This is a genomic window from Arthrobacter sp. SLBN-112 (genome assembly GCF_006715225.1).
In the GTDB taxonomy this organism is placed as follows: Bacteria; Actinomycetota; Actinomycetes; order Actinomycetales; family Micrococcaceae; genus Arthrobacter.
This window is the reverse complement of record NZ_VFMU01000001.1, coordinates 765707-791209: the sequence shown is the minus strand read 5'-3', so window position 1 is coordinate 791209 and position 25503 is coordinate 765707. Positions and strand designations below refer to the sequence as shown.

22 protein-coding genes and 1 tRNA gene are annotated in these 25503 nt (G+C 66.5%); 11 read left to right on the top strand and 12 right to left on the bottom strand.

The features are described from left to right. Positions 1 to 25: 25 nt before the first annotated feature. The 3 genes from FBY33_RS03755 to FBY33_RS03745 form a co-directional block, all read right to left on the bottom strand. On the bottom strand, positions 26 to 952 hold the full coding sequence (locus FBY33_RS03755) for an AEC family transporter (protein ID WP_142029360.1): 927 nt from the start codon (positions 950 to 952) through the stop codon (positions 26 to 28). A gap of 51 nt (positions 953 to 1003) precedes the next feature. Beyond that, positions 1004 to 1429 (bottom strand): aspartate 1-decarboxylase, encoded by a 426-nt coding sequence (gene panD, locus FBY33_RS03750; RefSeq protein WP_200831313.1) that lies wholly within the window; start codon positions 1427 to 1429, stop codon positions 1004 to 1006. Between the two features lie 170 nt (positions 1430 to 1599). Then, positions 1600 to 2514 carry a LysR substrate-binding domain-containing protein gene (locus FBY33_RS03745; protein WP_142029359.1) on the bottom strand — a complete coding sequence of 305 codons (915 nt, stop codon included), beginning with the start codon at positions 2512 to 2514 and terminating at the stop codon, positions 1600 to 1602. A gap of 156 nt (positions 2515 to 2670) precedes the next feature. On the opposite strand from FBY33_RS03745, the gene FBY33_RS03740 reads away from it, so the two are divergent. Next, a complete protein-coding gene (locus FBY33_RS03740; protein WP_142029358.1) occupies positions 2671 to 4134 on the top strand; it encodes an amino acid permease in 1464 nt (487 codons plus the stop codon). A gap of 303 nt (positions 4135 to 4437) precedes the next feature. Continuing rightward, complete coding sequence (locus tag FBY33_RS03735; protein WP_142029357.1) at positions 4438 to 7944, top strand: bifunctional proline dehydrogenase/L-glutamate gamma-semialdehyde dehydrogenase; 3507 nt, start codon at positions 4438 to 4440, stop codon at positions 7942 to 7944. Positions 7945 to 8053: 109 nt separating this feature from the next. On the opposite strand, the gene FBY33_RS20590 is transcribed toward FBY33_RS03735, so the two are convergent. After that, positions 8054 to 8248, bottom strand: a complete 195-nt coding sequence (locus tag FBY33_RS20590) for a hypothetical protein (RefSeq protein ID WP_235010440.1) — start codon at positions 8246 to 8248, stop codon at positions 8054 to 8056. 287 nt (positions 8249 to 8535) lie between these two features. Next, on the bottom strand, positions 8536 to 9390 hold the full coding sequence (locus tag FBY33_RS03725) for a LysR substrate-binding domain-containing protein (protein ID WP_142029355.1): 855 nt from the start codon (positions 9388 to 9390) through the stop codon (positions 8536 to 8538). A gap of 141 nt (positions 9391 to 9531) precedes the next feature. Between FBY33_RS03725 and FBY33_RS03720 the strand changes: the two genes are divergently transcribed. Beyond that, a complete protein-coding gene (locus FBY33_RS03720) occupies positions 9532 to 10908 on the top strand; it encodes an MFS transporter (protein ID WP_142029354.1) in 1377 nt (458 codons plus the stop codon). 12 nt (positions 10909 to 10920) lie between these two features. Here the strand turns inward: FBY33_RS03720 and FBY33_RS03715 are convergent, their stop codons facing one another. The 3 genes from FBY33_RS03715 to FBY33_RS03710 form a co-directional block, all read right to left on the bottom strand. Next, the gene (locus tag FBY33_RS03715) at positions 10921 to 12090 is read right to left on the bottom strand and encodes a N(5)-(carboxyethyl)ornithine synthase (RefSeq protein WP_142029353.1); all 1170 of its coding nucleotides are present in this window, start codon (positions 12088 to 12090) and stop codon (positions 10921 to 10923) included. Further along, positions 12087 to 12227 carry a hypothetical protein gene (locus tag FBY33_RS20445; RefSeq protein WP_200831312.1) on the bottom strand — a complete coding sequence of 47 codons (141 nt, stop codon included), beginning with the start codon at positions 12225 to 12227 and terminating at the stop codon, positions 12087 to 12089. Before FBY33_RS20445 ends, FBY33_RS03715 begins: the two co-directional genes overlap by 4 nt. A gap of 106 nt (positions 12228 to 12333) precedes the next feature. Next, positions 12334 to 12404: transfer RNA gene (locus tag FBY33_RS03710), tRNA-Gly, on the bottom strand. 240 nt (positions 12405 to 12644) lie between these two features. On the opposite strand from FBY33_RS03710, the gene FBY33_RS03705 reads away from it, so the two are divergent. Continuing rightward, a complete protein-coding gene (locus tag FBY33_RS03705) occupies positions 12645 to 13106 on the top strand; it encodes an SRPBCC family protein (protein WP_142029352.1) in 462 nt (153 codons plus the stop codon). Between the two features lie 21 nt (positions 13107 to 13127). On the opposite strand, the gene FBY33_RS03700 is transcribed toward FBY33_RS03705, so the two are convergent. Further along, positions 13128 to 14858: a CAP domain-containing protein gene (locus FBY33_RS03700; protein ID WP_442858314.1), complete on the bottom strand. Its 1731-nt coding sequence runs from the start codon at positions 14856 to 14858 to the stop codon at positions 13128 to 13130. A 142-nt stretch (positions 14859 to 15000) separates the two neighbouring features. Here FBY33_RS03700 and dcd point away from each other — a divergent pair, with 142 nt between their 5' ends. Further along, positions 15001 to 15576, top strand: a complete 576-nt coding sequence (gene dcd, locus FBY33_RS03695) for a dCTP deaminase (RefSeq protein WP_018769967.1) — start codon at positions 15001 to 15003, stop codon at positions 15574 to 15576. A gap of 67 nt (positions 15577 to 15643) precedes the next feature. On the opposite strand, the gene FBY33_RS03690 is transcribed toward dcd, so the two are convergent. From FBY33_RS03690 to FBY33_RS03680, 3 genes are all read right to left on the bottom strand, one after another. Then, positions 15644 to 16825 carry a cation:proton antiporter gene (locus FBY33_RS03690; protein ID WP_056331513.1) on the bottom strand — a complete coding sequence of 394 codons (1182 nt, stop codon included), beginning with the start codon at positions 16823 to 16825 and terminating at the stop codon, positions 15644 to 15646. Positions 16826 to 16830: 5 nt separating this feature from the next. Beyond that, complete coding sequence (locus FBY33_RS03685) at positions 16831 to 17313, bottom strand: TrkA C-terminal domain-containing protein (RefSeq protein WP_142029350.1); 483 nt, start codon at positions 17311 to 17313, stop codon at positions 16831 to 16833. Between the two features lie 64 nt (positions 17314 to 17377). Continuing rightward, a complete protein-coding gene (locus FBY33_RS03680; RefSeq protein WP_142029349.1) occupies positions 17378 to 18781 on the bottom strand; it encodes an MFS transporter in 1404 nt (467 codons plus the stop codon). Between the two features lie 195 nt (positions 18782 to 18976). On the opposite strand from FBY33_RS03680, the gene FBY33_RS03675 reads away from it, so the two are divergent. The 6 genes from FBY33_RS03675 to mnhG are packed head-to-tail and all read left to right on the top strand — an operon-like array spanning position 18977 to position 25501. Next, complete coding sequence (locus tag FBY33_RS03675; RefSeq protein ID WP_142029348.1) at positions 18977 to 22087, top strand: Na+/H+ antiporter subunit A; 3111 nt, start codon at positions 18977 to 18979, stop codon at positions 22085 to 22087. Beyond that, a complete protein-coding gene (locus tag FBY33_RS03670) occupies positions 22084 to 22689 on the top strand; it encodes a Na(+)/H(+) antiporter subunit C (RefSeq protein WP_142029347.1) in 606 nt (201 codons plus the stop codon). The genes FBY33_RS03675 and FBY33_RS03670 overlap by 4 nt, the downstream gene beginning before the upstream one ends. Beyond that, positions 22686 to 24290, top strand: a complete 1605-nt coding sequence (locus FBY33_RS03665; RefSeq protein ID WP_142029346.1) for a Na+/H+ antiporter subunit D — start codon at positions 22686 to 22688, stop codon at positions 24288 to 24290. The genes FBY33_RS03670 and FBY33_RS03665 overlap by 4 nt, the downstream gene beginning before the upstream one ends. Further along, positions 24287 to 24832: a Na+/H+ antiporter subunit E gene (locus FBY33_RS03660; RefSeq protein ID WP_142029345.1), complete on the top strand. Its 546-nt coding sequence runs from the start codon at positions 24287 to 24289 to the stop codon at positions 24830 to 24832. Before FBY33_RS03665 ends, FBY33_RS03660 begins: the two co-directional genes overlap by 4 nt. Beyond that, positions 24829 to 25107 (top strand): monovalent cation/H+ antiporter complex subunit F, encoded by a 279-nt coding sequence (locus FBY33_RS03655; protein ID WP_142029344.1) that lies wholly within the window; start codon positions 24829 to 24831, stop codon positions 25105 to 25107. Before FBY33_RS03660 ends, FBY33_RS03655 begins: the two co-directional genes overlap by 4 nt. Then, positions 25097 to 25501 (top strand): monovalent cation/H(+) antiporter subunit G, encoded by a 405-nt coding sequence (mnhG, locus tag FBY33_RS03650; protein ID WP_142029343.1) that lies wholly within the window; start codon positions 25097 to 25099, stop codon positions 25499 to 25501. The genes FBY33_RS03655 and mnhG overlap by 11 nt, the downstream gene beginning before the upstream one ends. Positions 25502 to 25503 lie beyond the last annotated feature (2 nt).

Below are 25503 nucleotides of genomic sequence, written 5' to 3'. Positions count from 1 at the left end.
GTTGTGGTCACGTTGTAAAGCAGCCTTACGCCAGCAAGAGCGCGACGCCGATCATCGCCGGCACTGCCACCACGGTGGTGATCAGCACGGTGTCCTTGGCCACCGTAAGCCCGGTCTGGTACCGGCTGGCGGCCACGAACACGTTCTGAGCGGTGGGCAAGGCCGACGTGACCACCACCGCGAACAGCGCGTGCCCGTCCATCCCCAAGGCGAAGCGGGCGAAAACATAGGCAAGGGCCGGCTGGACCGCCAGCTTGAAGCCGCTCGCCAGCAGCGTGTCCACCCGCCGGCCGGCGGAAGCCTGCAGCGGGCGGGTGCCGTTCAGGCTCATCCCGAAAGCGATCAGCATGGCAGGAATCGCGGCGCCGCCGATCAGGTGGATGGGCTCCATCACCAGCGCCGGAACCTGGAAGCCCGTGCCGGCCACCAGCAACCCCAGGCCCGAACCCACGATCATGGGGTTCCGCAGGATCATCAGGAAAAACCCCACTGCGGTGGTGCGGTGCGTGCTGGTGCTCGAGTCCAGGATCATCAGGAACATTGGCGTGAAGAATGCCAGCTGGAAGATCAGCAGCGGCGCTACATAACTGGCATCACCCAGGACATATACCGCAATGGGAATACCCAGGTTTGCGGAGTTTGCCAGCGATGCGGACATGGCGGACATCAGCGCTTCGGGGAGTGCCCGCTTCAGCCAGAACCTGGCGAGGGCGAAGAATGCGGCGGCGGTAATAATGGCGGCCACCGCGGTAACCAGCAGCGGTTCGGCGAACACTTCCTGCAGGCGGGCCTTGCTGAGGGTTTCGAAAAGCAGTGCGGGGCTGGCGACGAAGAACGTGAGCCCGCTGAGCACGGGCCGTGCGTTATCGCCGAGGATTCTCCGCCGGCCCACGAACCACCCCACCAGGATGATGCACCAGACCACGAAAAACCCCGCCAGCACCCCTAGCAAGGATCAGCCTTTTGGGCACAACGGAGGACTGGACCGGGACGCACGCTCCGGTTACAGGGTGGCGTTGTTAAGCGCGAAAGGGGGGCGCATCATGCCGGGGGTGAGTCCCTCTGCGGGATCGTTGCCCAGCTGGATGATCCGGTTGTTTGCGTCCACATGGACCACGCGGGGATCGTAGGCCTTGGCCTCTTCACTGGTCATCTGGGCGTACGTAATCAGGATGACGATGTCGTTCTCGTGCATAAGGTGCGCCGCTGCACCGTTAATGCCGATCACGCCGGAGCCGCGCTCGCCGGCGATGGTGTAGGTCTCAAGCCGCGCGCCGTTGGTGACATCCACAATGGACACCAGCTCGCCGGGCAGGATGTCGGCAGCCTCGAGCAGGTCAAGGTCCACGGTGACCGAGCCTACATAGTGCAGGTCGGCGTGCGTGACGGTGGCCCGGTGGATTTTGGACTTGAACATTGTTCGATTCATAACGGCTCCAGTCTAGACCTGCGGCCCCTCACCCGCAGTGACGCAGGAAACATAACGCCTTTCACGTGCACGCCCGCGCAGCGATGCCGGATCTCACTGCGCAGGGGGTGCGCCTGCGCAACGAAGTGGTGCCTGACCTCGCAGGTTGGCACGCGGACGACGGCGGCCGGTCACCCGGCGTTGTCCCTTGCCACGGCGGCGGCGGCCGCAGCGAGGGTTTCCCGGGCGGCCAGGATGGCGGGGCGCTGGGCGCTGGAGCGGCGGACCGAGGTAAAGATGGTGCGGTGCGGCGTGCCGGGAAGCTCCAGCAGCTGGGCCGTGGTGCCGCGGCCGGTCCACACCAGGTCCGGCATCAGGGCCACGGCGTTGCCGGACTCGATAAGCCGGGCCTGGGCCTGCAGGTCGGCGGTCTCAAAGCGGACATCCGGCTCGAAGCCGGCGCTGCGGCACGCCTGCTCCGCCCAGTGGCGCGACGCCGCACCCCTCGGTTCCATGACCCAGGCGAGCTCCGCCGTGTCCTCCAGCGAACGGATGGAGGAGCCGCCGTCGGACGCCGGGGGAACAGCCAGCCGGATGGCGTCGGTGGTCAGCTTGATCCGGTCCAGCTCCGGGTAGCGCGGCGCAGCGTGCCCGGGATACTGCTCGGCGATCACCAGGTCGAAGTCGCGCGCCCACGTCTCATGCAGGGCGGTCTCGGGCTCACGCTGGATCATTTCGATCCGGACCTCGGGATAGGTGGCGGCCATCCGGGTCAAGGTGTCCGGCATCAGGGCCAGCGCCGCGGACTGGAACACCGCGATCCGGACCGTGCCGGTGACGGTGGTCAGGGATGCGGCCAAGTCCGCCTCCGCCTGCTCCATGGTTTCGAGCAGCTGTGCCGTGTGCGCCACCAGCACCTCGGCCTGGGGCGTCAGCTGCACCCGCCGCCCCGTCTTCCGGAGCAGTTCCACGCCCACTTCCTTCTCCAGGAGGGCCAGCTGCTGCGATACCGACGACGGGCTGTACTGCAGTGCCTCAGCCACCTCGGCGAGCGTCCCCCGGATGCTTAACTCACGGAGCAGCCGGAGCCTGCGAACGTCAAGCATGACGGATTCCTAACTGAAACTAACGAATATAGGTTAGAAGTAGCCACTTTATCTAACGCAACCGCGCACGCATACTGTTGAAACCGAGTTACCCCCGTCACAGCCAGTTTGCTTGGCGTGCCGCGGCGGGGTCGCACCCCCGAGCAGGAGTCCCTGATGAGCAGTAAAGACTTGAGCCAATCGATCATGCGGCGAAAGCCCATTGATGACATCGAAGAAGAAAACAAGCACAGCGGACTGTTTAAGTCCCTTGGGCTGTGGCAGCTCACCGCCATCGGCGTTGGCGGAATTATCGGCGTCGGCATCTTTTCCCTTGCGGGACTGGTGGCCGCCGGCAGCGAAAGTACACCCGGGGTGGGGCCCGCGGTATTGATTTCCTTCCTTATTGCAGGCCTGGCCTCAGCGGCCGCAGCCCTGTCCTACGCAGAGTTCGCGGGCATGATCCCGCGCGCCGGCTCTGCCTACACCTACGGCTATGTAGCGCTTGGCGAGGTGATCGGCTGGTTCATTGGCTGGGACCTGCTGCTGGAATACATCGCCATTGTGGCCGTGGTGGCCATCGGCATCTCCGGCTACCTTGACGCCTTCCTGTCCGGCATCGGCATCCATTTGCCCACCTGGATGACCTCCACCGCAGACGAGGGCAAGGGCGGCATCGTCAACATCCCCGCCATTCTGGTCTGCCTCCTGGTCACCTGGATCCTCTCCCGCGGCACCAAGGCCTTCGGTAGGTTCGAGCTCGTCGCCGTGGCCATCAAGGTGATCCTGATCCTCTTCATCATCGGGCTCGGCGTGTTCTACATCGACACCAACAACTACAACCCGTTCATGCCCAGCGGCTTCGGCCCAGTGGTTGCCGGCTCCGCCACCGTCTTCTTCGCAGTTTTCGGTTACGACGCCATGAGCACCGCGGCCGAGGAAGCCAAGGACGGCAAGAAGCATATGCCCAAGGCCATTGTGCTCTCGCTCATCATCGCCATGCTGCTCTACGTTGCCGCCACCCTGGTGCTGACCGGCATGCAGAACTACAAGGACATCGACCCCAAGGCCGGCTTCGCCTCCGCCTTCACCTCGGTAGGCCTGCCCGTCATCGCCACCATCATCTCCGTGTTCGCGGTCCTGTCCATCCTTACCGTGATGCTCACCTTCCTGCTGGGCGTCACCCGCGTCTGGTTCTCCATGAGCCGTGACGGCCTGCTTCCCGGCTGGTTCTCCAAGACCGACCGCCACGGCACCCCGCAGCGCGTCACCTGGATCGGCGGCATCGCCTCCGCTTTCCTGGCGGGCGTCTTCCCCATCAAGGCGGTCGCGGACCTGACCAACATCGGCATCCTGGCCGCGTTCGTCGTCGTCTGCCTGTCCGTGATCATCTTCCGCTACAAGCGCCCCGATGCGCCGCGCACGTTCCGCCTGCCGCTGATGCCTCTGGTCCCGGCCTTCGGTGTCCTGGCCTCGGCCTTCCTGATGCTGCAGCTGCACTGGGAAACCTGGCTGCGGTTTGGGGTGTGGCTGGTCATCGGCCTGGTCATCTACTTCGGCTACGGCCGCAAGCACTCCCTGATGAACCCCAACAGCCCCCGGCACCAGGAAATTGTGGAGATGCACCGGCCAGTCGGCTAACCCTCCCTCCGGACGCCCGCCCACTTTTGGCGGTTTGTCCCGGGACGCGCGGCAAGCCCTGCCCCTCAACACCAGTTCCTCTATCACTTTTGGTCCCTAAACAGCCGTTTTAGGGACCAAAAGTGATGGAGCAACGGGAGGGGACGGGCTTGCCGCTTGGAGTTTAAGGGCGCATGGGAGGCCCGACAACGCATCGGTTTTCCTAACCTGTATTGGTTGGAAAAGATCGCTTTATCTTATGTGAGCGGAAGCTCATACTGGTGGAAAGACCTCCTCCCAGAGCCAGAAAGATCGGGAAAAACCATGACCCACGTTGCAATGGAACCAGCAGTTTCCACCGGTACCGCACAGCAGACCGTTGACGTCGACGTCCCCCAGGCAAAGGCCCTCGCCAATGACGCAGTGGCCCTGGTCCGGCGCTGGCTCACCGAGGCCGCCAAGGTCCCGGTGGACGCCTCCGCCCAGCAGCTCGCCGGCGTCCTGAAGGACCCCAACGGCCTGGAATTCACCGTTGGCTTCGTGGACGGCGTGGTCCGCCCCGAGGACCTGAACGTGGCAGCCCGCAACCTGGCCGCCCTGGCCCCGAAGGTACCGGCCTTCCTGCCCTGGTACATGCGCAGCGCCGTGGCACTGGGCGGCACCATGGCCCCGGTGATGCCGCAGGTGGTCATCCCCATCGCCCGCAAAGTCCTCCGCGAGATGGTGGGACACCTGATCGTTGACGCTACCGACGCCAAGCTGGGCCCGGCCATCGCCAAGATCCGCAAGGACGGCATCAAGCTCAACGTCAACCTCCTGGGCGAGGCAGTCCTGGGGGAGCACGAGGCCTCCCGCCGGCTCGAGGGCACCCACACCCTGCTGGCGCGCCCCGACGTCGACTACGTCTCCATCAAGGTCTCCTCCACCGTTGCCCCGCACTCGGCCTGGGCCTTCGACGAAGCCGTGGAACACGTCGTCGAAAAGCTCACCCCGCTCTTCCAGCGCGCCAACTCCTTCGCCGGCCCGGGTAAGAAGGCCAAGTTCATCAACCTGGACATGGAGGAGTACAAGGACCTGGACATGACCATCGCGGTCTTCACCAGGATCCTGGACAAGCCCGAGTTCAAGGACCTTGAGGCCGGCATCGTGCTCCAGGCCTACCTTCCGGATGCCCTGTCCGCCATGATCCGCCTGCAGGACTGGGCCGCTGAACGCCGTGCCAAGGGCGGCGCCGGCATCAAGGTCCGCGTGGTCAAGGGTGCCAACCTGCCGATGGAGCAGGTGGAGTCCTCGCTGCACGACTGGCCGCTGGCCACCTGGGGCTCCAAGCAGGACTCTGACACCAGCTACAAGAGCGTCATCAACTACTCCCTGCACCCTGAGCGGATCAAGAACATCCGGATCGGCGTTGCCGGCCACAACCTGTTCGACATCGCCTTCGCCTGGCTCCTGGCCAAGCAGCGCGGCGTGGAATCCGGCATCGAGTTCGAGATGCTGCTGGGCATGGCGCAGGGCCAGGCCGAGGCCGTCAAGAAGGACGTAGGTTCCCTGCTGCTCTACACGCCGGTGGTGCACCCGGCCGAGTTCGACGTGGCCATCGCCTACTTGATCCGCCGCCTGGAAGAAGGCGCCAGCCAGGACAACTTCATGTCCGCGGTGTTCGAACTCAGCGAAAACGAAACGCTCTTCGAGCGCGAAAAGCAGCGTTTCCTCTCCTCGCTGGACGCCCTGGACAACATTGTTCCGCAGCCCAACCGCCGCCAGGACCGCAACCTGCCCCCGGAGCCCATGCCGCACAGCGGTTTCCAGAACACCCCGGACACCGATCCATCCCTGCCCGCCAACCGCACTTGGGGACGCGCCATCCTGGAACGCGTCGCGTCCTCCACGCTGGGCAACGCCTCGGTGAAGGGCGCGTTCATCAACGACGAAGAAACCCTCAACTCAGCCATCGCCAATGCCGTGGACAAGGGCAAGGCCTGGGGTGAACTCTCCGGCAACGAACGCGCTGAAATCCTGCACCGGGCCGGCGAGATCCTGGAAGCGCGCAGGGCCGACCTCCTGGAGGTCATGGCCAGCGAAACCGGCAAAACCATTGACCAGGGCGATCCGGAAGTCAGCGAGGCCGTGGACTTCGCCCACTACTACGCCGAGTCCGCCCGCAAGCTGGACATGGTCGACGGCGCCACGTTCGTCCCAGCCAAGCTCACCGTTGTCACGCCGCCATGGAACTTCCCGGTCGCCATCCCCGCAGGATCCACCCTCGCGGCACTCGCCGCCGGCTCCGCCGTCGTCATCAAGCCCGCCAAGCAGGCCGCCCGCAGCGGCGCCGTCATGGTGGAGGCGCTGTGGGAAGCCGGCGTGCCCAAGGGCGTGCTGACCATGGTGCAGCTCGGCGAGCGGGAGCTCGGCACGCAGCTGATCAGCCACCCGGCCGTGGACCGCGTGATCCTCACCGGCGGCTACGAAACCGCCGAACTGTTCCGCTCCTTCCGCAAGGACCTGCCGCTGCTGGCCGAAACCAGCGGCAAGAACGCCATCATCGTGACCCCCAGCGCCGACCTGGACCTAGCGGCCAAGGACGTGGCCTACTCCGCGTTCGGCCACGCCGGCCAGAAGTGCTCCGCCGCCTCACTGGTGATCCTGGTGGGCTCCGTGGCAAGGTCCAAGCGGTTCCACAACCAGCTTATCGACGCCGTCACCTCGCTGAAGGTGGGCTATCCGGAGGATCCCACCAGCCAGATGGGCCCGATCATCGAGCCCGCCAACGGCAAACTCCTCAACGCCCTCACCACACTGGGTGACGGCGAGAACTGGGCGGTGGAACCAAAGAAGCTGGACAACACCGGACGGCTCTGGAGCCCGGGCGTGCGCTACGGCGTCAAGCGCGGCTCCTACTTCCACCTGACCGAGTTCTTCGGCCCGGTCCTGGGCGTCATGACCGCGGACACCCTGGAAGAGGCCATCGCCATCCAGAACCAGATTGAGTACGGCCTCACCGCCGGCCTGCACTCGCTGAACTCGGAGGAACTGGGCATCTGGCTGGATACCATCCAGGCCGGCAACCTCTACGTCAACCGCGGCATCACCGGTGCCATCGTGCAGCGCCAGCCCTTCGGCGGCTGGAAGAAGTCCGCCGTCGGCGCCAGCACCAAGGCGGGCGGCCCCAATTACCTGGCCGGCCTGGGTGACTGGACCCCCGCGGCCAGCACCGCCACGGCATCCATCACACACCCGGCCGTCAGCCGCATCCTCAACGCGGCCGGCTCCGCCCTGCAGCCGGCCGAGCTCGAGTCCGTGCAGCGTGCCCTGGCCTCCGACGCCGCAGCATGGGCTGGGGAGTTCGGCACGGCAAAGGATGTCTCCGGGCTGAGTGCCGAGCGCAACATCTTCCGCTACCGCAGCCTGCCGGTCACCATCCGGCTGTCCGAAGGCGCGCCGCTGGCGCACCTTGTCCGGACCGTGGCCGCCGGTGTTGTGGCGGGATCCGCAGTCACCGTGTCCTCCGCCGTCGAACTTCCCGCCCAGCTGCGCTCCGTGCTCACCGCACAGGACATCGAGGTGATGGTGGAGTCCGACGCCGGCTGGCTGGCTTCGGCGGGACACCTCGCCTCCGCCGGCAAGCTGTCCGGTGCCCGCATCCGCCTGATCGGCGGCGACGCCTCGGCGCTGGCTGAGGCCACCGGCGGCCGGCCCGACCTGGCCATCTACGCCCACGCCGTCACCGAGGCAGGACGCGTGGAACTGCTGCCGTTCCTGCACGAACAGGCCGTCAGCATCACCGGGCACCGGTTCGGCACCCCGAACCACCTGTCGGACGCGCTGATCTGATCGGTGCGGGAGTGAGGCGTCCGGGCTAAGACCCCCGCGCTAAAAAGGCCGGGCAGCCACCTGATGGTGGTTGCCCGGCCTTATCGCTTTAGCCCGGAGACCAGGAGGTCTAGCCCAGATACCAGCCCGGCGGTGTCCAGGTAACGGGGACGTTGTGGGCTGAGAATTCCTCACAGCGGGTGCAGGTGTAGGCCACTTCGCCCAGTGTGGCCACTGTTCCGTCACGGCGGTACGTGGGCGGAATGTACGACTCAAGGTAGACGAATTCGTCGGTACGGCATTTGTCGCAGGTGGGTTTTCCCACGTATCCGGAGTCTACGGAGGCGTGTCCGGTTCCGAGGGTGTTCTGGCGGGTGGACGGCCGTGCTGCGGAGTACGGGCGCGCGTGTGCAGAACTAAGATGGGTGTTCCTGGCTGTCGTCATTGGCTGCCTGTCCCAAGGGCGGCGTTCCGGCATGCGGATGCGCACTTGTTTTGGGTGAACTGGCCTGCTGCTTGACCTTGGAGATCAGCATAGGGGATGCCACTTCCCCTATCAATGGACACGGACCCCTAACTCCCCTAAATGCTGGAAATTGCGACGGTGAGGGGTTAAGTTTGGCGGTTAATGGTCCGGCCCACGATCGATTGGGTGAGGGCGTCGATCACTTCGGCGTTCGCCAGCGGGTTACGGATCAGCGTGAAATCCACGTCCCCCACGGCGGGAAGGTCGAAGCGCCGGGTGATGATCTTCAGGTCCTCGGGCACCAGCGACGTGGGCATGACGGCCACGCCGATTCCGGCGCGAACCGCCGCGAGCACGCCGCTGATCTGGCGGGTGGTGCAGGTGATCCGCCAGGTCCTGCCGTTGGCTTCCAGCGCATCGATGGCCAGCTTCCGGCTGAGGCTGGGGGCCGGGTAGGCAATCAGCGGCACGGGCGCCCCGGGCTCCAGCACTGTCTGTTCCAGCCCCACCCAGGAGAACGAATCATGCTGGACCACGGTGCCGTCCTTTGCCCCGGCCACCCATTTCACGAACACCAGGTCAAGCTGGCCGGCGTTGAGCTTGCGGTACAGCTGGTCGCTTTGACCCACCGTCAGTTCCAGGTTGATCTGGGGGTAGATCTGCCGGAATTCACGCAGGATCCGGGGGAGCCCGGTGATGGCGAGGTCGTCCGCGGTGCCGAACCGCAGGCGTCCCCGCATTGCTGAGCCGGAGAAGTAGCGGGCGGCGGCGTCGTGCGCGGACAGGATGGTCCGGGCAAAGCCTGCCATGGCATCGCCATTATCGGTAAGCCGGACGTCGCGGGTGTCCCGGGTAATCAGGCTGCGCTTGGCGGCGGCTTCGAGCTTGCGGATGTGCTGGCTGATGGTGGGCTGCGCCAGCCCCAGCCGCTCGGCGGCCTTGGTGAAGCTGAGCGTGTCCGCCACCGCGAGGAAGGAACGCAGCTGGGCTGGCTCGAACATAGTGGGCTCCCCGGCCTTCTGCTCTTGATGGTTCATTGCGTTTCGCAATACGAGTTATAGGGACCATACGCCTCCATAATCTGCTCCGCCAGCCTAGCGTTAAGGACATCCCAGACCGCCCGCAATTTTGAGGACACCCCTGTGGCACCCCCACCGCCTTCGTCGGCCTCCGTCTCCCAGCCAGTGATCGACGCGGCGGGCTCAGCGCCGCCGGACAGCCAGACCCAGCCACTTCCCGTCGTCACGGAACGGCTCCCCTGGAAGCACACCTTCATCTCGCTGAAGGTGCCCAACTTCCGGATCTTCGCCGCGGGCCATTTCATTGCGGTCATCGCCATCTGGATGCAGCGGATCGCCCAGGACTGGCTGGTATTGCAGCTCTCGGGATCCGTGACCGCCGTGGGCATCACCGTGGCGCTGCAGTTCCTGCCCTCCCTGCTGCTGGGGCCATGGGGCGGCATGATCGCCGACCGGTTCGCCAAGCGGAAGATCCTCATCCTTTGCCAGGGCATGGCCGCCATTCTGGCCGCAACACTGGCCACCCTGGCCCTCACCGGCGCCATCATGGTGTGGCATGTCTACGCCATCGCCCTGGTCCTGGGTCTGGTGACCGTCCTTGACCAGCCGGCCCGCCAGGTATTCGTCAACGAGCTCGTTGGCCCCCAGTACCTGCGGAACGCCATCAGCGTCAACTCCACCACCTTCCAACTGGGCGGCCTGATCGGCCCTGCGCTTGCGGGGCTGCTCCTCACAGCGGTGGGGGCCGGCTGGGCCTTCGCCGCCAACGCCGTGGCCTGCTGCTCCACTGTTGCCATGCTCCTGATCCTGCGGAAGGACCAGCTGTACGTCAGTGCCCCCGCACCCAAAAGCAAGGGCATGCTCCGCGAGGGACTGCGCTACGCGCTGGGCAAGCCCACCATCTATTGGCCGTGGCTGATGGCCGGCTTCATCTCAGTCTTCGCCATGAGCCTGCCCGTGGTGCTCGCCGCCTTCGCGGACCATGTCTTCCAGGTGGGGGCCGGCGGGTACGGCCTCCTCAACGCCCTGGTGGCACTCGGTGCCCTGGCCGGCGCCGTGGCATCCACCCGGCGTCGGCAGCTCCGTCTGCGTTCCGTAGTGTTCTGCGCCGGAATGTACGGCCTGATGCTCTGCCTCGCCGCCCTTGCCCCCTCCATGCCGTGGTTTGGGGCCGTCATGGTGCTGTCCGGCTTCTGGTGCCTGATGTTCCTCACCGGCTCCAATCAGCTGGTGCAGGTCAGTTCCAACATGGGCATCCGCGGGCGGGTGATGAGCCTGTACATCATGGTGCTGATCGGCGGCCAGGCACTGGGCGGCCCCATGCTGGGCTGGATCGCCGAACATGCCGATCCCCATGTTGCCCTGCTGGTCTCCGGCGGCGTCCCCGCACTCGCGGCCATGACGATGGGCGTCATCCTGGCGCGGAAGGGCGGACTGAAGCTTCGGATGGATCTGAAGGGCCGCCGCCCGGTGAGGATCGTCAGCCGCGCAGGAGCCTAGCCGCGCAGGCGCCTAGAGGGTTGCCAGGTGCAGTGGCCGGTGCGGATACTCCGCGCCCCGCTCCTGGAACTGGAGCACGGCCTCATTGCGGATGACACCGTCACGGATCTCGATGGCCCGCGCAATGGTGTCGTTGCCTTCCCAAGCGGCCGGGCCGGCCATCACGGTTTCGAGGAACGGCTGCAGTGCCTGGCTGATCTCCCAGCTGGAGGAGTTCCAGAGGTAGGAGGGGCTGTGGTCCACAGCGTAGTAGTTGATGTGCTCACCCACCGTGAACATGGGATCGGCAAACGTGGTGGACCGCGCCCAGCTGAATCCCATGCCTTCGTCGCAGGAGACGTCAATGATGAGGCTGCCCGGACGGAACCCCGCCAGGTCCTCTGTCCGCAGGTAGGTCAGGGGATTGTTCGGGTCCTGCAGCGTGCAGTTGACCACGATGTCGCTTTCGGCCAGGAACGGCGCCAGCGGAACCCGGCCACGCTCCGTGATGACCTGGCTCAGGAAGGGGGCCTCGGCGTCGTGGTCAAACTGCACGATGTTCACCGAATGGATCGGTGCGCCCACCGCGGCCACACCGCGGTTGGTGAGCACCTGGACGTCGTGGATGCCGTGCGCATTCAGCGCCGTCACTGCACCCCGGGCCGTGGCGCCGAAGCCGATCACGACGGCGCTCAGCCGGCGTCCGTAGTCTCCCGTGGAGCCCGTCAATGCCAGCGCATGCAGGACCGAGCAGTATCCGGCGAGCTCGTTGTTCTTGTGGAACACGTGCAGGCCGAACCCGCCGTCGCTGGCCCAGTGGTTCATGGCCTCGAATGCGATGAGGGTGAGCTTCTTGTCGATGGCGAGTTGGGTGATGGCGCGGTCCTGGACGCAGTGCGGCCAACCCCAGAGGACCTGCCCGTCGCGCATGTCGGCGAGGTCTTCCGGCTGGGGTTTGGGCAGGAGCACGACGTCGGCCGCGGCCAACAGCTCTGCCCTGGCCGCCATTCGTCCCACCAAAGGTGCGAGGTGGCTGTCCGGGACGCCGAAGCGCTCGCCGTAGCCCTGCTCCAGGATGATGCGCTGCCGCAGTCCGGGTTCGATCCGCTCGAAGTGCAGGGGGTGGATGGGAACACGGCGCTCGTCCGGTTTCCGCGTGGAGGCCAGGACGCCCAGGCTCAGCTGGGTCTGTTGGCCACTCACTTCTTTTTAGCGGCCTTGGTGGACGTGGTGTCCAGGGAGCTGGCCGGCGCCGCGGCGGCCTTCTTGTCTGCGCGCTTTTCCTTGATGGACTTGCCGGACTTTTTTGATGCCGTTTGACGCGGGGACTTATCAGCCATGATTGCTCCTGTAGCGGAACCGAAAAGGTTCCTGGCTACCGACACTACACCCGTGCACCTAATGGGATCAGGGGGAGGCTGCCCCTTACGGGAAGCTGGGGATCAGAGCGGCTGACGGGAATCGAACCCGCGTATCAAGCTTGGGAAGCTAGCGCTCTACCATTGAGCTACAGCCGCAGTGCCGCCACTCGCGCGGGGCAGAACTTAGCTTAGCGCAGATCTCCCGGCTCCCCGCCAACGCGGCAGGCGGCGGGTTCCGTGTCCCGGCACGCATGACGTCATCCAGTAACTCTTCAATAACGCCGGCGCTGCCGGCTAGGTTTGGGCGTTGAGCGCTGGCTAACCTGATCCGGGTAGCGGCCGCATTGGGGGAGGCAGCTATTGCGGCAGCCGACGTCAACCACAGGAAATATCTACATGGCAATCGCAGAATACGAGGTCCTCATAGAGCGCGACGCCATGGCCGTCTACCAGTACCTCCTTGATGCCACCAATCTCCCCGCCTGGCGGAACGATGTCCGCAGCGTAAAGCTCCTGCAGGGGCCGGCCGAAGCCGCCGGTGCCGTCTACCGCAAAATGGTGGCGGGGCGCTCTGGCTTGAGCATCCCCGCGGACCTGGAAATCACCAATGTTCGGCCCGGTGCAGAAATCCAGTTCCACGTTGTTTCCGGGCCTGCCACCCGGTGGGGCGGTTACTACCTGAGCACCGAGGACGCGGGGACCCGGGTCAGGTTCGCCATTGAGGCCAAACGTGAGGGCCGCTTCGGTTTCCTCAGCCGGTTTGGGTTCCTCAACGGAATGCTGCAGCGCCGCGTCAGCGCGGATGTGGCCCAACTGGACCGGCTGAAGCACGTGCTGGAACTTCAACCGGTCATCTGAGCCACTGCCGGCGTTCGGGGCTTACTGCGCCAGCCGCTGCCCGGTCCAGGGCCCGGCAATGGTCGACGCCGAGGCCAGGCTTCCGCCGCTCAGGTCCCAGTACTGCACGGTGTCGTTGGCCCGGCGGAGCGCTACGCCCGTGGAGTTCAGCCCCGTGACATTGCGCAGCGCCTTGATTCCCGTGACGTCCGTCCAGCCGGTGGCCACGGTAGGCCGCGCCTCAGCACGGAGGGCGGTGGTGCCCCAGCCGCGGTAGAGCTGCACGCTTCCGTCGCCCTTCAGTCCCAGCAGGTCCTGGAAGCCGTCGGCGTCGTAGTCCACCATGGCGAGGCGGGAAGCGTAAACGCCGGTGGCAACGGTGGCACGCTCCGCTAGGTCACCGGTGCCCTTGTTGGCGTAGAGGAACAGGTTCCCGGCGCCATCCAGGGCCAGGATCTGGGGCATCCGGTTGTTGGCGCACCAGCCGCCAACTGCCAGGGTCAGCGTGTTCCATCCGCCTCTGCCGAGAGTGATGGCGGCCTGGAACCCCCCGCCGGAGCTGCCGCGGTGCAATGTGAGGTCGCCGCCGGTCCACTGGGTCAGGAGGTCGTATGCGCCGTCACGGTCCCAGTCCGTGACGAAGACTTCCTTGGCTCCGCTGAAGCCTGATCCGATCACCTTGGCCGTGGCATAGGTGCGGGGCCCGGTGGATGCCCTGTCCAGGAGCTGCCCGGCGGAGTCAACCGACACGAGGTCTGCCGGGCTCGTGATGGCCGCACCGGCGAGGTTGAGGGTGGGCGGCATGTGCTTGACCGGGGCATCGCACAGGCTTGCCGGCGGTGCCGGGAAAGCGCCGCTGGATCCTGCGCCGCCCGGGGAATCGAGAGTGCCCGCCGGCAGCGAGGTGTAGCCGAAGAAGTTCACTACACCCCAGATCTGGTAGGTGGAGTTGGTGTAGGAGATTCCGGCGCCCATCACGTTGAAACGCGGGTCCAGGAGCATGGCGTTGTGGCCCGGCGATCCCTTCCACCATTCCACCAACTGGGCGGCGTCACGGTCGGTACGGATGGCGATGACCTCGCCGGCGCCGTTATTGGGGCTGAGGGCGCGGGGATCGGTCCAGAAGCTTGCCCGGTGCTCGATTACCTCGCGGCTGGCGATGTTGTCCGACCATTCCTGCGACAGGCCGGCCACCGTGGGGTGGTACTTGACCTTGTTCAGGCCGTTGGCCACCCGGTACTCATTGATCCTGGTGAACACTGTGAGGATGGCCGCTGCGTTGGAATCCGGGACCAGTGCCTCCGCGGAGGGCAGCGCGGTGGCGGACTCCGGGGCGGCCAGCGGAGTGGCGGGAGGCGAAGCCAGTTCCTGTTCCGGCGCCCACAGCGGCGGGATCGAAACTGTTTGCGGGGCCGGCTCCGCCGAAGCGACGGAGGGCGCCGGTGATGGTGCCGTTTCCGTCGAGGCCGCAGCGTCAGCCGTGGACGGTGAAGCTGCCATGGGTGCGGTTGCAGTTGGCGAGGATATTGCAGTCGGCACGGCGATGACATTCGGCAGGGGTGAAGCGACCCGGATGTCCGGGTCCACGGCGGGGGTGAGGCTCCCGGCGGTGCCGTTCACCCTGGCGGACGTCCCGGCGTCGTGCACGACGGGAGCCGCCAGCGAGATGCCCGCTGCCCCTGCCTGCCCCACCTGCAACGGCGCGGGAGGCCCCGCAACTGATGAGGAGACCAGTGCCCACGCGCAGAGCACGCCAACAAAAGAGGGCGCCACCAATTTATTCACAAACATCCCCAGCTCTGTTACGCCTCCGGGAGACCATTCCGGCGGCTATCATTGGCAACATTAGCCCCAGAAGGCCACAGCAACAACGGGGAAATGTGGCTGTGGATAACCGATACGGTAATTTGGGACGGTGCTGATCTCTGACCGCGACATTCGTGCCGAAATTGATTCCCAGCGGATCGTGCTGGAACCGTTCGATCCCGCGATGGTCCAGCCGTCGTCCGTGGATGTCCGGATCGACAAGTTCTTCCGGTTGTTCGACAACCACAAGTACGCGCACATTGATCCGGCGCAGGAGCAGCCTGAGCTGACACGGCTGGTGGAAGTGGAGCAGGACGAGGCCTTCATCCTGCACCCGGGGGAGTTCGTCCTGGGTTCCACCTACGAAACCGTGACGCTGCCGGATGACATCGCGGCCCGCCTGGAAGGCAAATCATCCCTGGGCCGGCTCGGCCTGCTGACGCACTCCACCGCAGGCTTCATCGACCCCGGCTTTTCCGGCCACGTCACCCTCGAGCTGTCGAACATGGCCACCCTGCCCATCAAACTGTGGCCGGGCATGAAAATCGGGCAGCTCTGCTTCTTCCGGCTGAGCTCGGCCGCGGAGTACCCCTACGGCCAGGGCGAGTACGGCAACCGGTACCAGGGCCAGCGCGGTCCGACCGCCAGCCGGAGCCACCTGAACTTCCACCGCACCAGCATTTAGCCCCGGCAATAAAAAGCGGCACCGGCAAGGGCCAGTGCCGGGGGCGTACTCAGTGCCGCCGGTGTGCCTAGAGCTGCGGGGCGACGGCCGGCCTGCGCAGGAACGGCCTGGCCAGCGCTTCCACATAGCGCGCGGCCAGCGGGCCCAGTACTGCCATCAGCAGCACGTACGCTGTGGCCAGCGCCGCGAGCTCATGAGGTACCACCCCCGAAGCAACGGCCAGGCCGGCGATCACGATGGAGAATTCGCCGCGGGCCACGAGCGCGGCGCCGGCACGGAACCGACCAGGCCGTGCAATGCCGGCGCGCTTGGCGGCCCAGATCCCGGTGGCCATTTTGGTGGCCGTGGTGGCTGCCGCCAGGACCAGGGCCCAGCCGAGGACCGGGGGAATGGATGAGGGGTCGGTGTTGAGCCCGAACGCCACGAAGAAAATGGCGGCAAACAGGTCCCGCAGCGGCTCAAGGATCCGGGTGGCGTTGTGGGCCGTGGCACCCGAGATGGCGATGCCCAGCATGAAGGCCCCCACCGCGGCTGAAACCTGCATGGCTGACGCGGCCCCCGCCACCAGCAGCGCGGCCCCGAGGACGTTGAGCAGGAAGACCTCGGAGTTCTCGCTGTGCACAGCCTTGGAGACGTGGTGGCCGTGCCGCAGGGCCACCATGAGCACCAGGCTGACCACGGCCAGGGCGATTCCCACCGTGGTGAGCCCGCCCAGGAAGCTGACTCCCGCGAGCGTGGCTGTGAGGATGGGCAGGTAAACGGCCATGGCCAGGTCCTCGAAGACCAGGATGGACAGCACCACCGGAGTCTCGCGGTTACCAAGCCGTCCGAGGTCGGTAATCACCTTGGCGGCGATGCCCGAGGAGGAAATATACGTGACGCCGCCCATGACCATGGCCCCCACGCCGCCCCAGCCCAAGAGCAGGGCAAGCCCGGCGCCGGGCAGGAAATTCAGGACCAGGTCCAGGACACCGGCCTGCCATGACCGGCGCAGGCCGGTGAAAAGCTCGGACGCGGTATATTCCAGTCCGAGCATAAGCAGCAGGAGGATGACGCCGATCTCGCCGGAGAGATGTGCGAACTCATGCATGCCTTCGAGCTTGACGATCCCGCCGGCGCCAAAAGCCAGCCCGCCCAGCAGGTAGAGCGGGATGGGCGACATTCCGATCCGTCCGGCCAGCCTGGCCAGCAGGCCCAGGCAGAACACAACGGCCCCCAGTTCAATGAGGGTCAGGGCCAACGGGTCCATAGGAACTAACCGTGGCGCAGGATATCGGCCGCTGAGTCGAGGCCTTCCTGGGTGCCAACCGCCACGAGCAGGTCGCCGGGGTGAAGTACGACGTCGGGCCCGGGCGAAGGCAGTACCTCGCCCTCGCGCATGATGGCCACGATGGATACGCCGCAGCGGGTGCGGATGCAGGCCTTGCCCATGGGCTGGTTCTGAAACGGGGAATCCGCAGCGATGGAGAACTGCCGGGTGACGATGCCGGGAACGTCCTTGTGTTCCTCCGTGAGCTTCATGGCCAGGTGCGTGCCGCCCAGGAGGTTGCCCAGGGTGGCTGCTTCATCGCTGGTGAGCGGAATGGAAACCTGGCAGGTATCGGGGTCGTCCCAGGTGGAAACGATCAGTTCCGTCTGGCCTTCCCGCCGCTCGACGACGCCGATGCGGCGTCCGGAAGCGGTCATGAAATCCTTCCTGCGGCCCAGGCCGGGAAGGTTGGTTTCGTCCACGTTCATACGTCCAGCCTAGTCTGCCTGGCAACCCTTGGTCGGGCCCTGGCAGAGGACCCGGAGGGTGTTTTCAGCTGGCGGGGACCACCGCGATGGGTGCCTTCTCCGGGGACTTCACCGGCAGCAGCACCAGGAGCCCGGCCAGGAGGACCACCATGATGCCCAGGATGCCCCACCGCTGTGCCTGCCCGGCGGGCACCAGCGGCGTTGCCACGGTGATGCAGAGGGTAAACAGAGCCGGCGCCAGGAAGCTGACGGCCCGGCCGGTGGTGGCGTAGAGGCCGAACAGCTCACCGGATTCGCCGTGCGGGGCGAGCCGGGCCAGGTAGGCGCGGGATGCGGACTGGGCGGGCCCGACGAACAGGCAGAGGAAGAGACCGAACACCCAGAACGTGGTGCTGCCGGCCCATTGCATGCCGAAGAAGACATAGTCCCCGTTGCCCAGGACCAGGATGGCCGTTCCGGCGATCAGGAGCCCCACCAGGGAACCGGTGATGACGGCTTTCGGGCCCACCTTGTCATCCAGGAAGCCGCCGATCACCGCGCCCACGGCCGCCACCACGTTCCCGAAGATCGCGAAGAAGATGACCTGGGAGAGGGCAAAGCCGAAGGTGCCGGCAGCGATGATGCCGCCAAACGTGAAGACGGCGGCGAGGCCGTCGCGGAACACCGCACTGGCCAGCAGGAAGTAGATGGTGTGCGGGCTGGTGGCGTAGATCGCCTTGATCCGCCGGAACAACAGTCCGTAGCTGGCAAAAAATCCGAGGCGGGCCGCCTGGGTGGACCGGGGCAGCTCGGGGACGGCGAACAGGACCGGGAGGGCGAAGACGAGGAACCACAGGGCGGAGAAGACGGCCACCAGCCGGATGTTGAGGCTGTCCTGGGTGGACGCGCCGAACCAGTCGAAGGCCGGTTGTACAAACAGCTGCAGGACGATCAGGAGGGCCACGATGCCGCCGAGGTAGCCCGCACCCCAGCCGAAGCCGCTGACTTTCCCGATGTTGTGGGGCGTGGAGACCTGGGCCAGCATGGCGTTGTAGTTGACGCCGGCGAATTCGAAGAACACGTTGCCCAGCGCGATCAGCGATGCCCCGAGGAGCAGGAATTCCGGGTGCGGGAATACAAAGAAGCACAGTGCCGTAAGGATGGCGACGGCGGCCGAGTTCACTCCCAGCCACAGTTTCCGCCGGCCGCCGGCATCAGAGCGCTGGCCGGTGACAGGCGCCAGCAGCGCGATGGCAAACCCGGCAACGGCCAATGCCGCGCCCAGCACGGCCGAGGCGTTGTCCTCGCCGCCAAAAGCCTTGGACGTCAGATAGACAGTGAAGACGAAGGTGGTCATCACCGCGTTGAAGGCCGCCGAGCCCCAGTCCCAGGAAGCCCAGGCCAGCACCCGGCCCTTGCTGGATTTCCCGGGTCCGGTTTCGAGTTCCGAGGCAGGCTGCATTGCTCCCGGAGCGCTGGCGCTGTTCATAGGATGCATCGTATCCGCCCGTGGCGAACACCCTTGGGACGACGGGCCCTTGCCGGTGGGGATTCCGCCTGCCCTGGCGCCGCGGAAGAGGCAGGATACCGGAAGGCCCTTGGTAAACTGACCCCTCCCGGACCTTACTTTTTGCCGCCTGCTCCAACTTTTGACAATCGAATTCCTGACGTTGCGGAGAATACAGTGATCACAGTCCTTGCCGTGCACTTTTCGGTGGCTGTCCTCGCGCCCTTCCTCTTCAGGCTGTGGGGCCGCAACGCCTTCTACGCACTGGCGGCTGTTCCGGGTGTTTCCTTCGGCTGGCTGCTGTTCCAGCACAACCCCATCTACTCAGGGTCCGGGGCCGTCACCGAAGTCTTCGACTGGATCCCCAGCCTCCACCTGGAATTCGCCTTCCGCATGGACGCGCTGGCGTGGGTGATGTCCCTGCTGGTGCTCGGCGTCGGCGCCCTGGTGCTGGTCTACTGCGCCCGGTACTTCAAAAGGGAAGACCCGGACCTGGGCGGGTTCGGCGCCCAGCTGCTGGCGTTCGCCGGGGCCATGTTCGGGCTGGTGGTGGCGGATGACCTGCTGCTGCTGTTCATCTTCTGGGAACTGACCACCATCCTGTCCTACCTGTTGATCGGCTTTGCCCGGACCCGTCTTGCGGCCCGCCGTTCCGCCCTCCAGGCGCTGATGGTGACCACCGCCGGTGGCCTGGCCATGCTGGTGGGCCTGATCATGATGGGCTACACCGCCGGCACGTACCGTATCTCCGGGATCCTGGAACAGGCCCCCGCGCTGGTTTCCGGGACGTCCGCCGGCGTGGTGGGCGCCGCCGTCGTCCTCATCCTGGTGGGGGCCATCACCAAGTCCGCGCTGGTCCCGTTCCACTTCTGGCTCCCCGGCGCCATGGCCGCGCCCACCCCCGTTAGCGCCTACCTGCACGCTGCGGCGATGGTGAAGGCAGGCATTTACCTGGTGGCGCGGCTCGCCCCGGGGTTCTCGGAAACGGCGTACTGGCAGCCCGTGGTCCTGGGGCTGGGCCTGGCCACCATGCTGGTAGGCGGCTACCGGGCACTGCGGCAGACCGACATCAAGCTGATCCTGGCATACGGCACCGTCAGCCAGCTGGGCTTCCTCACCATGGTGGTGGGCCTGGGCACACCCGATGCCGCGCTGGCGGGCCTGGCCATGCTGTTGGCCCACGGCCTGTTCAAGGCCACCCTCTTCCTGGTGGTGGGCATCATCGACCACCAGTCCGGGACCCGCGACGTGCGCAAACTGTCCGGCGTCTTCCGCTCCTCCCGTGCGCTGGGCATCGTGGCCGGTATCGGCGCCGCGTCCATGGCGGGCGTTCCGCTGCTGGGCGGCTTCGTCGCCAAGGAATCCGTGCTGGAAGCGTTCGTCCGTCATGCTGCGGACCCGCACTCCGCCCCGTGGGGCATGGTGGTCCTGGCCGGGCTGGTGGTGGGGTCAATCCTCACCTTCGCCTACAGCGCGCGTTTCATGTGGGGTGCGTTCGCGGCCAAACCCGGCGTGGCCCCCACCCCTTTCAAGGCGATCACGCCCTCCTTCCTCGCCGCGCCTGCGGTCCTCAGCGTCCTGACCATCCCCTACGGGCTCTGGCCGGTGCCGGTGGACGCCTGGATCCAGCCGTACGCGGCATCGTTCGCTTCCACAGCGCCCGACGCCGGCACTCCGGCCGAGCAGGCGGGCCACCTTGCGTTGTGGCACGGGCTGACCCCGGCCCTTGGGCTGACGGCGGTCACCTTCGTGCTGGGCGCGGCGATGTACTTTGGCCGCAACGCGGTGGCCCGTGTCCAGTCCCTCGTTCCGGCCTGGGTGGACGGCGACCGCGGCTACCAGCTGACCATCGGCGCCCTGGACGACGTGGCGGTGTGGATTACGGGCCGGACCCAGCGCGGTTCACTGTATTTCTACCTTGCGGTGATCCTCAGCGTGGCGTTCGTCCTGCCGCTCACGGCCATCTTCCTGGGCGGCAACGCCCTGCCGCAGGACGTCTACCTGGTGGATCCGAACTCCCCGCTGCAGCTCGTGGCCGGTGTGGGAATCGTGATAGGCGCCCTGGCCGCCGTCAAGGCGAACAAACGCTTCCTTGCCGTGCTGATGGTGTCCGTGACCGGCTACGGCATCGCGCTGGTGTTCGCCCTGCAGGGCGCACCGGACCTGGCCCTGACCCAGATGCTGGTGGAAACCATCATCCTGGTGGCGTTCGTCCTGGCCATGCGCAGCCTGCCGCCCGAGCTGCGGGACCGCACGGGCGGCAAATACCGGGTGGTGCGCGTCATCATCGGCCTGGGATTCGGCGTGACCATGGTGTTCGCGGCGATCTTTGCGATGGGCGCCCGGACCGCCATTCCGGTGTCACTGCAGTTCCCGCAGCTTGCCTACGAGGGCGGCGGCGGCCTCAACGTGGTCAACGTGACCCTGGTGGACATCCGCGCCTGGGACACCTTCGGCGAGATCAGCGTGCTGGCGCTCGCCGCCACCGGCGTGGCCAGCCTGATCTTCATCCGCGGCCGCGGCGACCGCCTCCAGACCTCCGCGTCCGTGGCCGAAGGCACGGTGGGGCGGCACCACGGCGTGGATCCCGGCTCCCGCGACGGCGCGGCCCTGGCCATCAGCCGGAAGTTCGCAGCCGCCGCCCGTGATCCCTGGATCGTGGCCGGCCGGACCCTCGCCCCCGAACGGCGCTCCATCATCTTCGAGGTGGTCACCCGGCTGATCTTCCACTCGATGATCATCTTCTCGCTCTACCTGCTGCTGGCCGGGCACAACCTGCCGGGCGGCGGTTTCGCCGGTGGCCTCACGGCCGGGCTGGCGCTGACCATCCGCTACCTGGCCGGCGGACGGTTCGAATTGCGGGAGGCCGCGCCGCTGAGCGCCGGCGCGCTGCTGGGCACGGGCCTGGCCCTGGCTGCCGTGTCCGGGGTGGTGCCCCTGCTGCTGGGTGGGCAGGTGTTCCAGTCCGCCATCATCCAGGTGTGGCTGCCCGTCTTCGGCGACATCAAATTCGTCACCTCCACCATCTTCGACATCGGCGTGTACATCGTGGTGGTGGGCCTGGTGCTTGACGTGCTCCGCAGCCTCGGCGCCGAGATCGATGAGCACATGGAGGAGCGGTCCGCGGCGGCCGCGCACCAGGACGAGCCGGAGGAGGACCGTCCGGTGCAGCCGGAACTGGAAGCCGAACGCGATCCTGAACCGCCGCTGGAGCCGGACACCGCGCCCGCCCAGACCGTCCCCGCCCAGACCAGGCCCGCCGAGACCACCGCAAAGGGCCACGCATGAGCGTCAACCTGACCCTGCTGATCGTCATGGGCGCCCTGTATGCCTGCGGCATCTATCTCATCCTGGAACGCAGCCTCACCCGGGTGCTGCTGGGGCTGATGCTCCTGGCCAACGCCACCAACCTCCTGATCCTGGCCACCGGGGGATACGCAGGGCTGGCTCCGCTGTTCGACAAGGACAGGCCCGCCCAGGACTACAACGATCCGCTCCCGCAGGCCCTGATCCTGACCTCGATCGTCATTTCCTTCGCCGTCACGGCGTTCATGCTCGGCATCATCTACCGCACCTGGGTGCTGGCACGCCAGGACGACATCCAGGACGACCTGGAAGACCGCCGTGTGGCGGCAACCCCCAGCTTCGACGCCGAGGACGACGCCGAAGTGCCGGCGGAAACCTCCGAGTTCCCGCTCACCATGCTGGGATCGGACGGCCGGGACGTCTCAAACCACGCGGCGTCCGGCGTGGATGGCGGCCCGGAAACGGGCCAGCCGGTGGCCACCGTCGTGGCCGGCGGCCGGGAGATGCCCGCCGAACATGCCGCCGCGGAGGAAAAGCCCGGCTCACTCAACGTCGACCCCAGCCCGGAAGGAGGCGGAAAGTGAACATCGCAAGCTTTGCCCCGCTCGCCGTCGTACTTCCCATCCTGGGCGCCGCCCTGACCTTCCTGCTGATCCGGCATACCCGGGCCCAGCGGGCGGTGAGCATCGCCCTGCTCTCGCTGACCCTGGCGCTCGAATGCCTCCTGCTGGCGTCCGCGTGGAACGGCGGGACCGCAGCGGTGACCATCGGCGGCTGGCTGCCGCCGTGGGGGATCGTCATGGTGGTGGACCAGTTCTCATCCCTGATGCTGGTGGTGTCCTCCGCGATTAGCCTGGCCGTGCTGGTGTACGCCACGGGGCAGGGCATGGCCGACGGCGACCACGACGCCCCGGTGTCGATCTTCCACCCCACCTACCTGATCCTGGTGGCGGGGGTGTCCAATGCGTTCCTGTCCGGGGACCTGTTCAACCTTTACGTCGGCTTCGAGATCCTGCTGACTGCCAGCTACGTGCTGATGACCCTCGGCGGCACCGGGCCGCGCATCCGGGCAGGCGTCACCTACGTGGTGGTGTCCGTGGTGTCCTCGGTGCTGTTCCTGATCTCCATCGCCATGGTCTACGGAGCCACCGGAACGGTCAACATGGCGGACCTGGCCATCAAGCTGGGCGAACTGGACCAGGGCACCAAGACCCTGCTTCACGTCATGCTGCTGGTGGCGTTCGGCATCAAGGCTGCCGTGTTCCCGCTCTCCTTCTGGCTCCCTGACTCCTACCCCACCGCGCCGGCGCCCGTCACAGCCGTGTTCGCGGGGTTGCTCACCAAGGTGGGCGTGTACGCCATGGTCCGGACCGAAACCCTGCTGTTCCCGGGGGACACCCTGAACACACCTTTGATGGTGGCAGCGCTGCTGACCATGGTGGTGGGCATCCTTGGCGCCCTGGCCCAAAGCGACATTAAGCGGCTCCTGTCGTTCACCCTGGTCAGCCACATCGGCTACATGGTGTTCGGGCTGGCCATGTCCTCCGTTGCCGGACTGGCCGCGGCAGTGTTCTACGTGGCCCACCACATCACCATCCAGACCAGCCTCTTCCTGGTCACGGGCCTGATCGAGCGGCGCGGCGGCAGCTCGTCCGTGGACCGGTTGGGCGGGCTGGCCAAGCTGTCGCCCCTGCTGGCGCTGCTCTTCTTTGTCCCCGGCATGAACCTTGCCGGCATCCCGCCGTTCTCCGGGTTCCTGGGCAAGGTGGGGCTGATGCAGGCGGGCATCGAGCTGGGCACGCCGCTGGCCTACGCGCTGGTGATCGGCGGGGTTGTTACCAGCCTCCTGACGCTGCTGGCCATCGCCAGGGTGTGGAACCGTGCGTTCTGGCGCAGGCCCACCGACGCCGAACATCCGGACCCGGTGCTGCTTGCCCGCCCGGCGGCCAGGGTGGCCGGGCCGGGCGCCAAGCTCAACACCGTGACGCTCCTGCCCCGCACCATGGTGGGCTCAACCCTTGGCCTGGTGGTTCTCGGCGTTTCCCTGACCGTCTTTGCCGGTCCGCTGTTCGGGCTTGCGGACCGGGCCGCGCGGGACATGCTGGACCGGACCCCGTACATCCAGGCGGTGCTGGGCAGTGATGTTCCCATCCCGGCCACAACTGCCGTGGGAGGAGTGCGATGAGCCGCAAACGCATTTCCCTGCGCCAGGAGTTGCCCCTCCTGGTCTGGCTGGTGATTGTCTGGGGCGCCCTGTGGCAGGATTTCAGCCCCGGGAACCTCCTGTTCGGTGCCCTGCTGGCAGTGGGCGTGGCCCGGCTCTTCTACCTTCCGCCGGTGGAGCTCAGCGGCCGCTTCAACATCCTCCACGCCGTGCCCTTTGCGCTGGCGTTCGTGGGCAAAGTGGCAGTGGCCAGCGCCCAGGTCCTGTACCTGGCCACCGTCAGGGGCCCCAAGGTAACCAACGCCGTCGTCGCGGTGAAGCTGCGCAGCCACCAGGACCTGATCGTCACCGCCACCGGCCACGTGATCTCCCTGATCCCGGGATCCCTGGTTGTGGAGGTGGACCGCTCCACATCCACCCTGTACCTGCACGCCCTCAACATCACCTCCAAGGAGGACGTGGAGGGCCTGCGGAACGAAGTGCGGTCCATCGAGGCCGGCCTGATCCGCATCATGGGCAGCCCTGAGGAACTCGAAGCCGTCCGAATGGAGGCCGCCGCATGATGCACGTTGTCCTGGCTGTTACAGCCGTCATCTTCTCGCTTGCTGCAGCCGGCGCCATCCTGCGGATCTCCCGCGGACCGTCGCTGCTGGACCGGGTGCTCGCGGCCGATGTGCTGCTGGCCGTCCTGGCCGGAGCCCTGTGCATCGACATGGCCGTGAACCGGCACCTGAACAACCTCATGCTGGTGGTGGCCATTTCCATCATCGGTTTCATCGGATCCGTGACCGTGGCCCGTTTTGTGGCGGACCGAAGGGTGAAGCCTGATGAATCCTGACCTGTCCGGACCCGACGGCTGGATCGACGCCGTCTCAGCGGTGTTCATGGTGGTGGGGGCACTGATGTCCCTGGGCGCGGCCATTGGGCTGCTCCGCTTCCCTGACCTGCTGAGCCGCATGCACGCGGCCACCAAACCGCAGGTCCTGGGCCTGTTCCTGCTGCTGGCGGCCGTTGGGCTGCAGATGCGGACGTGGTGGGTGTGGCCGGTCCTGGCAGTGGCCTGGATCTTCCAGCTGCTCACCGTGCCGGTGTCCGCGCACATGGTGGGCCGCGCCGGGTACCGCACCAAGCACCTGCACCGGGAACTGCTCACGGCCGACGAGCTGGAGGCCGTGGTGCAAAAAGCCGCCGCCGAGGCTGCCCGGAAAGACAGCCCCGACGGCGGCCGGTAGCG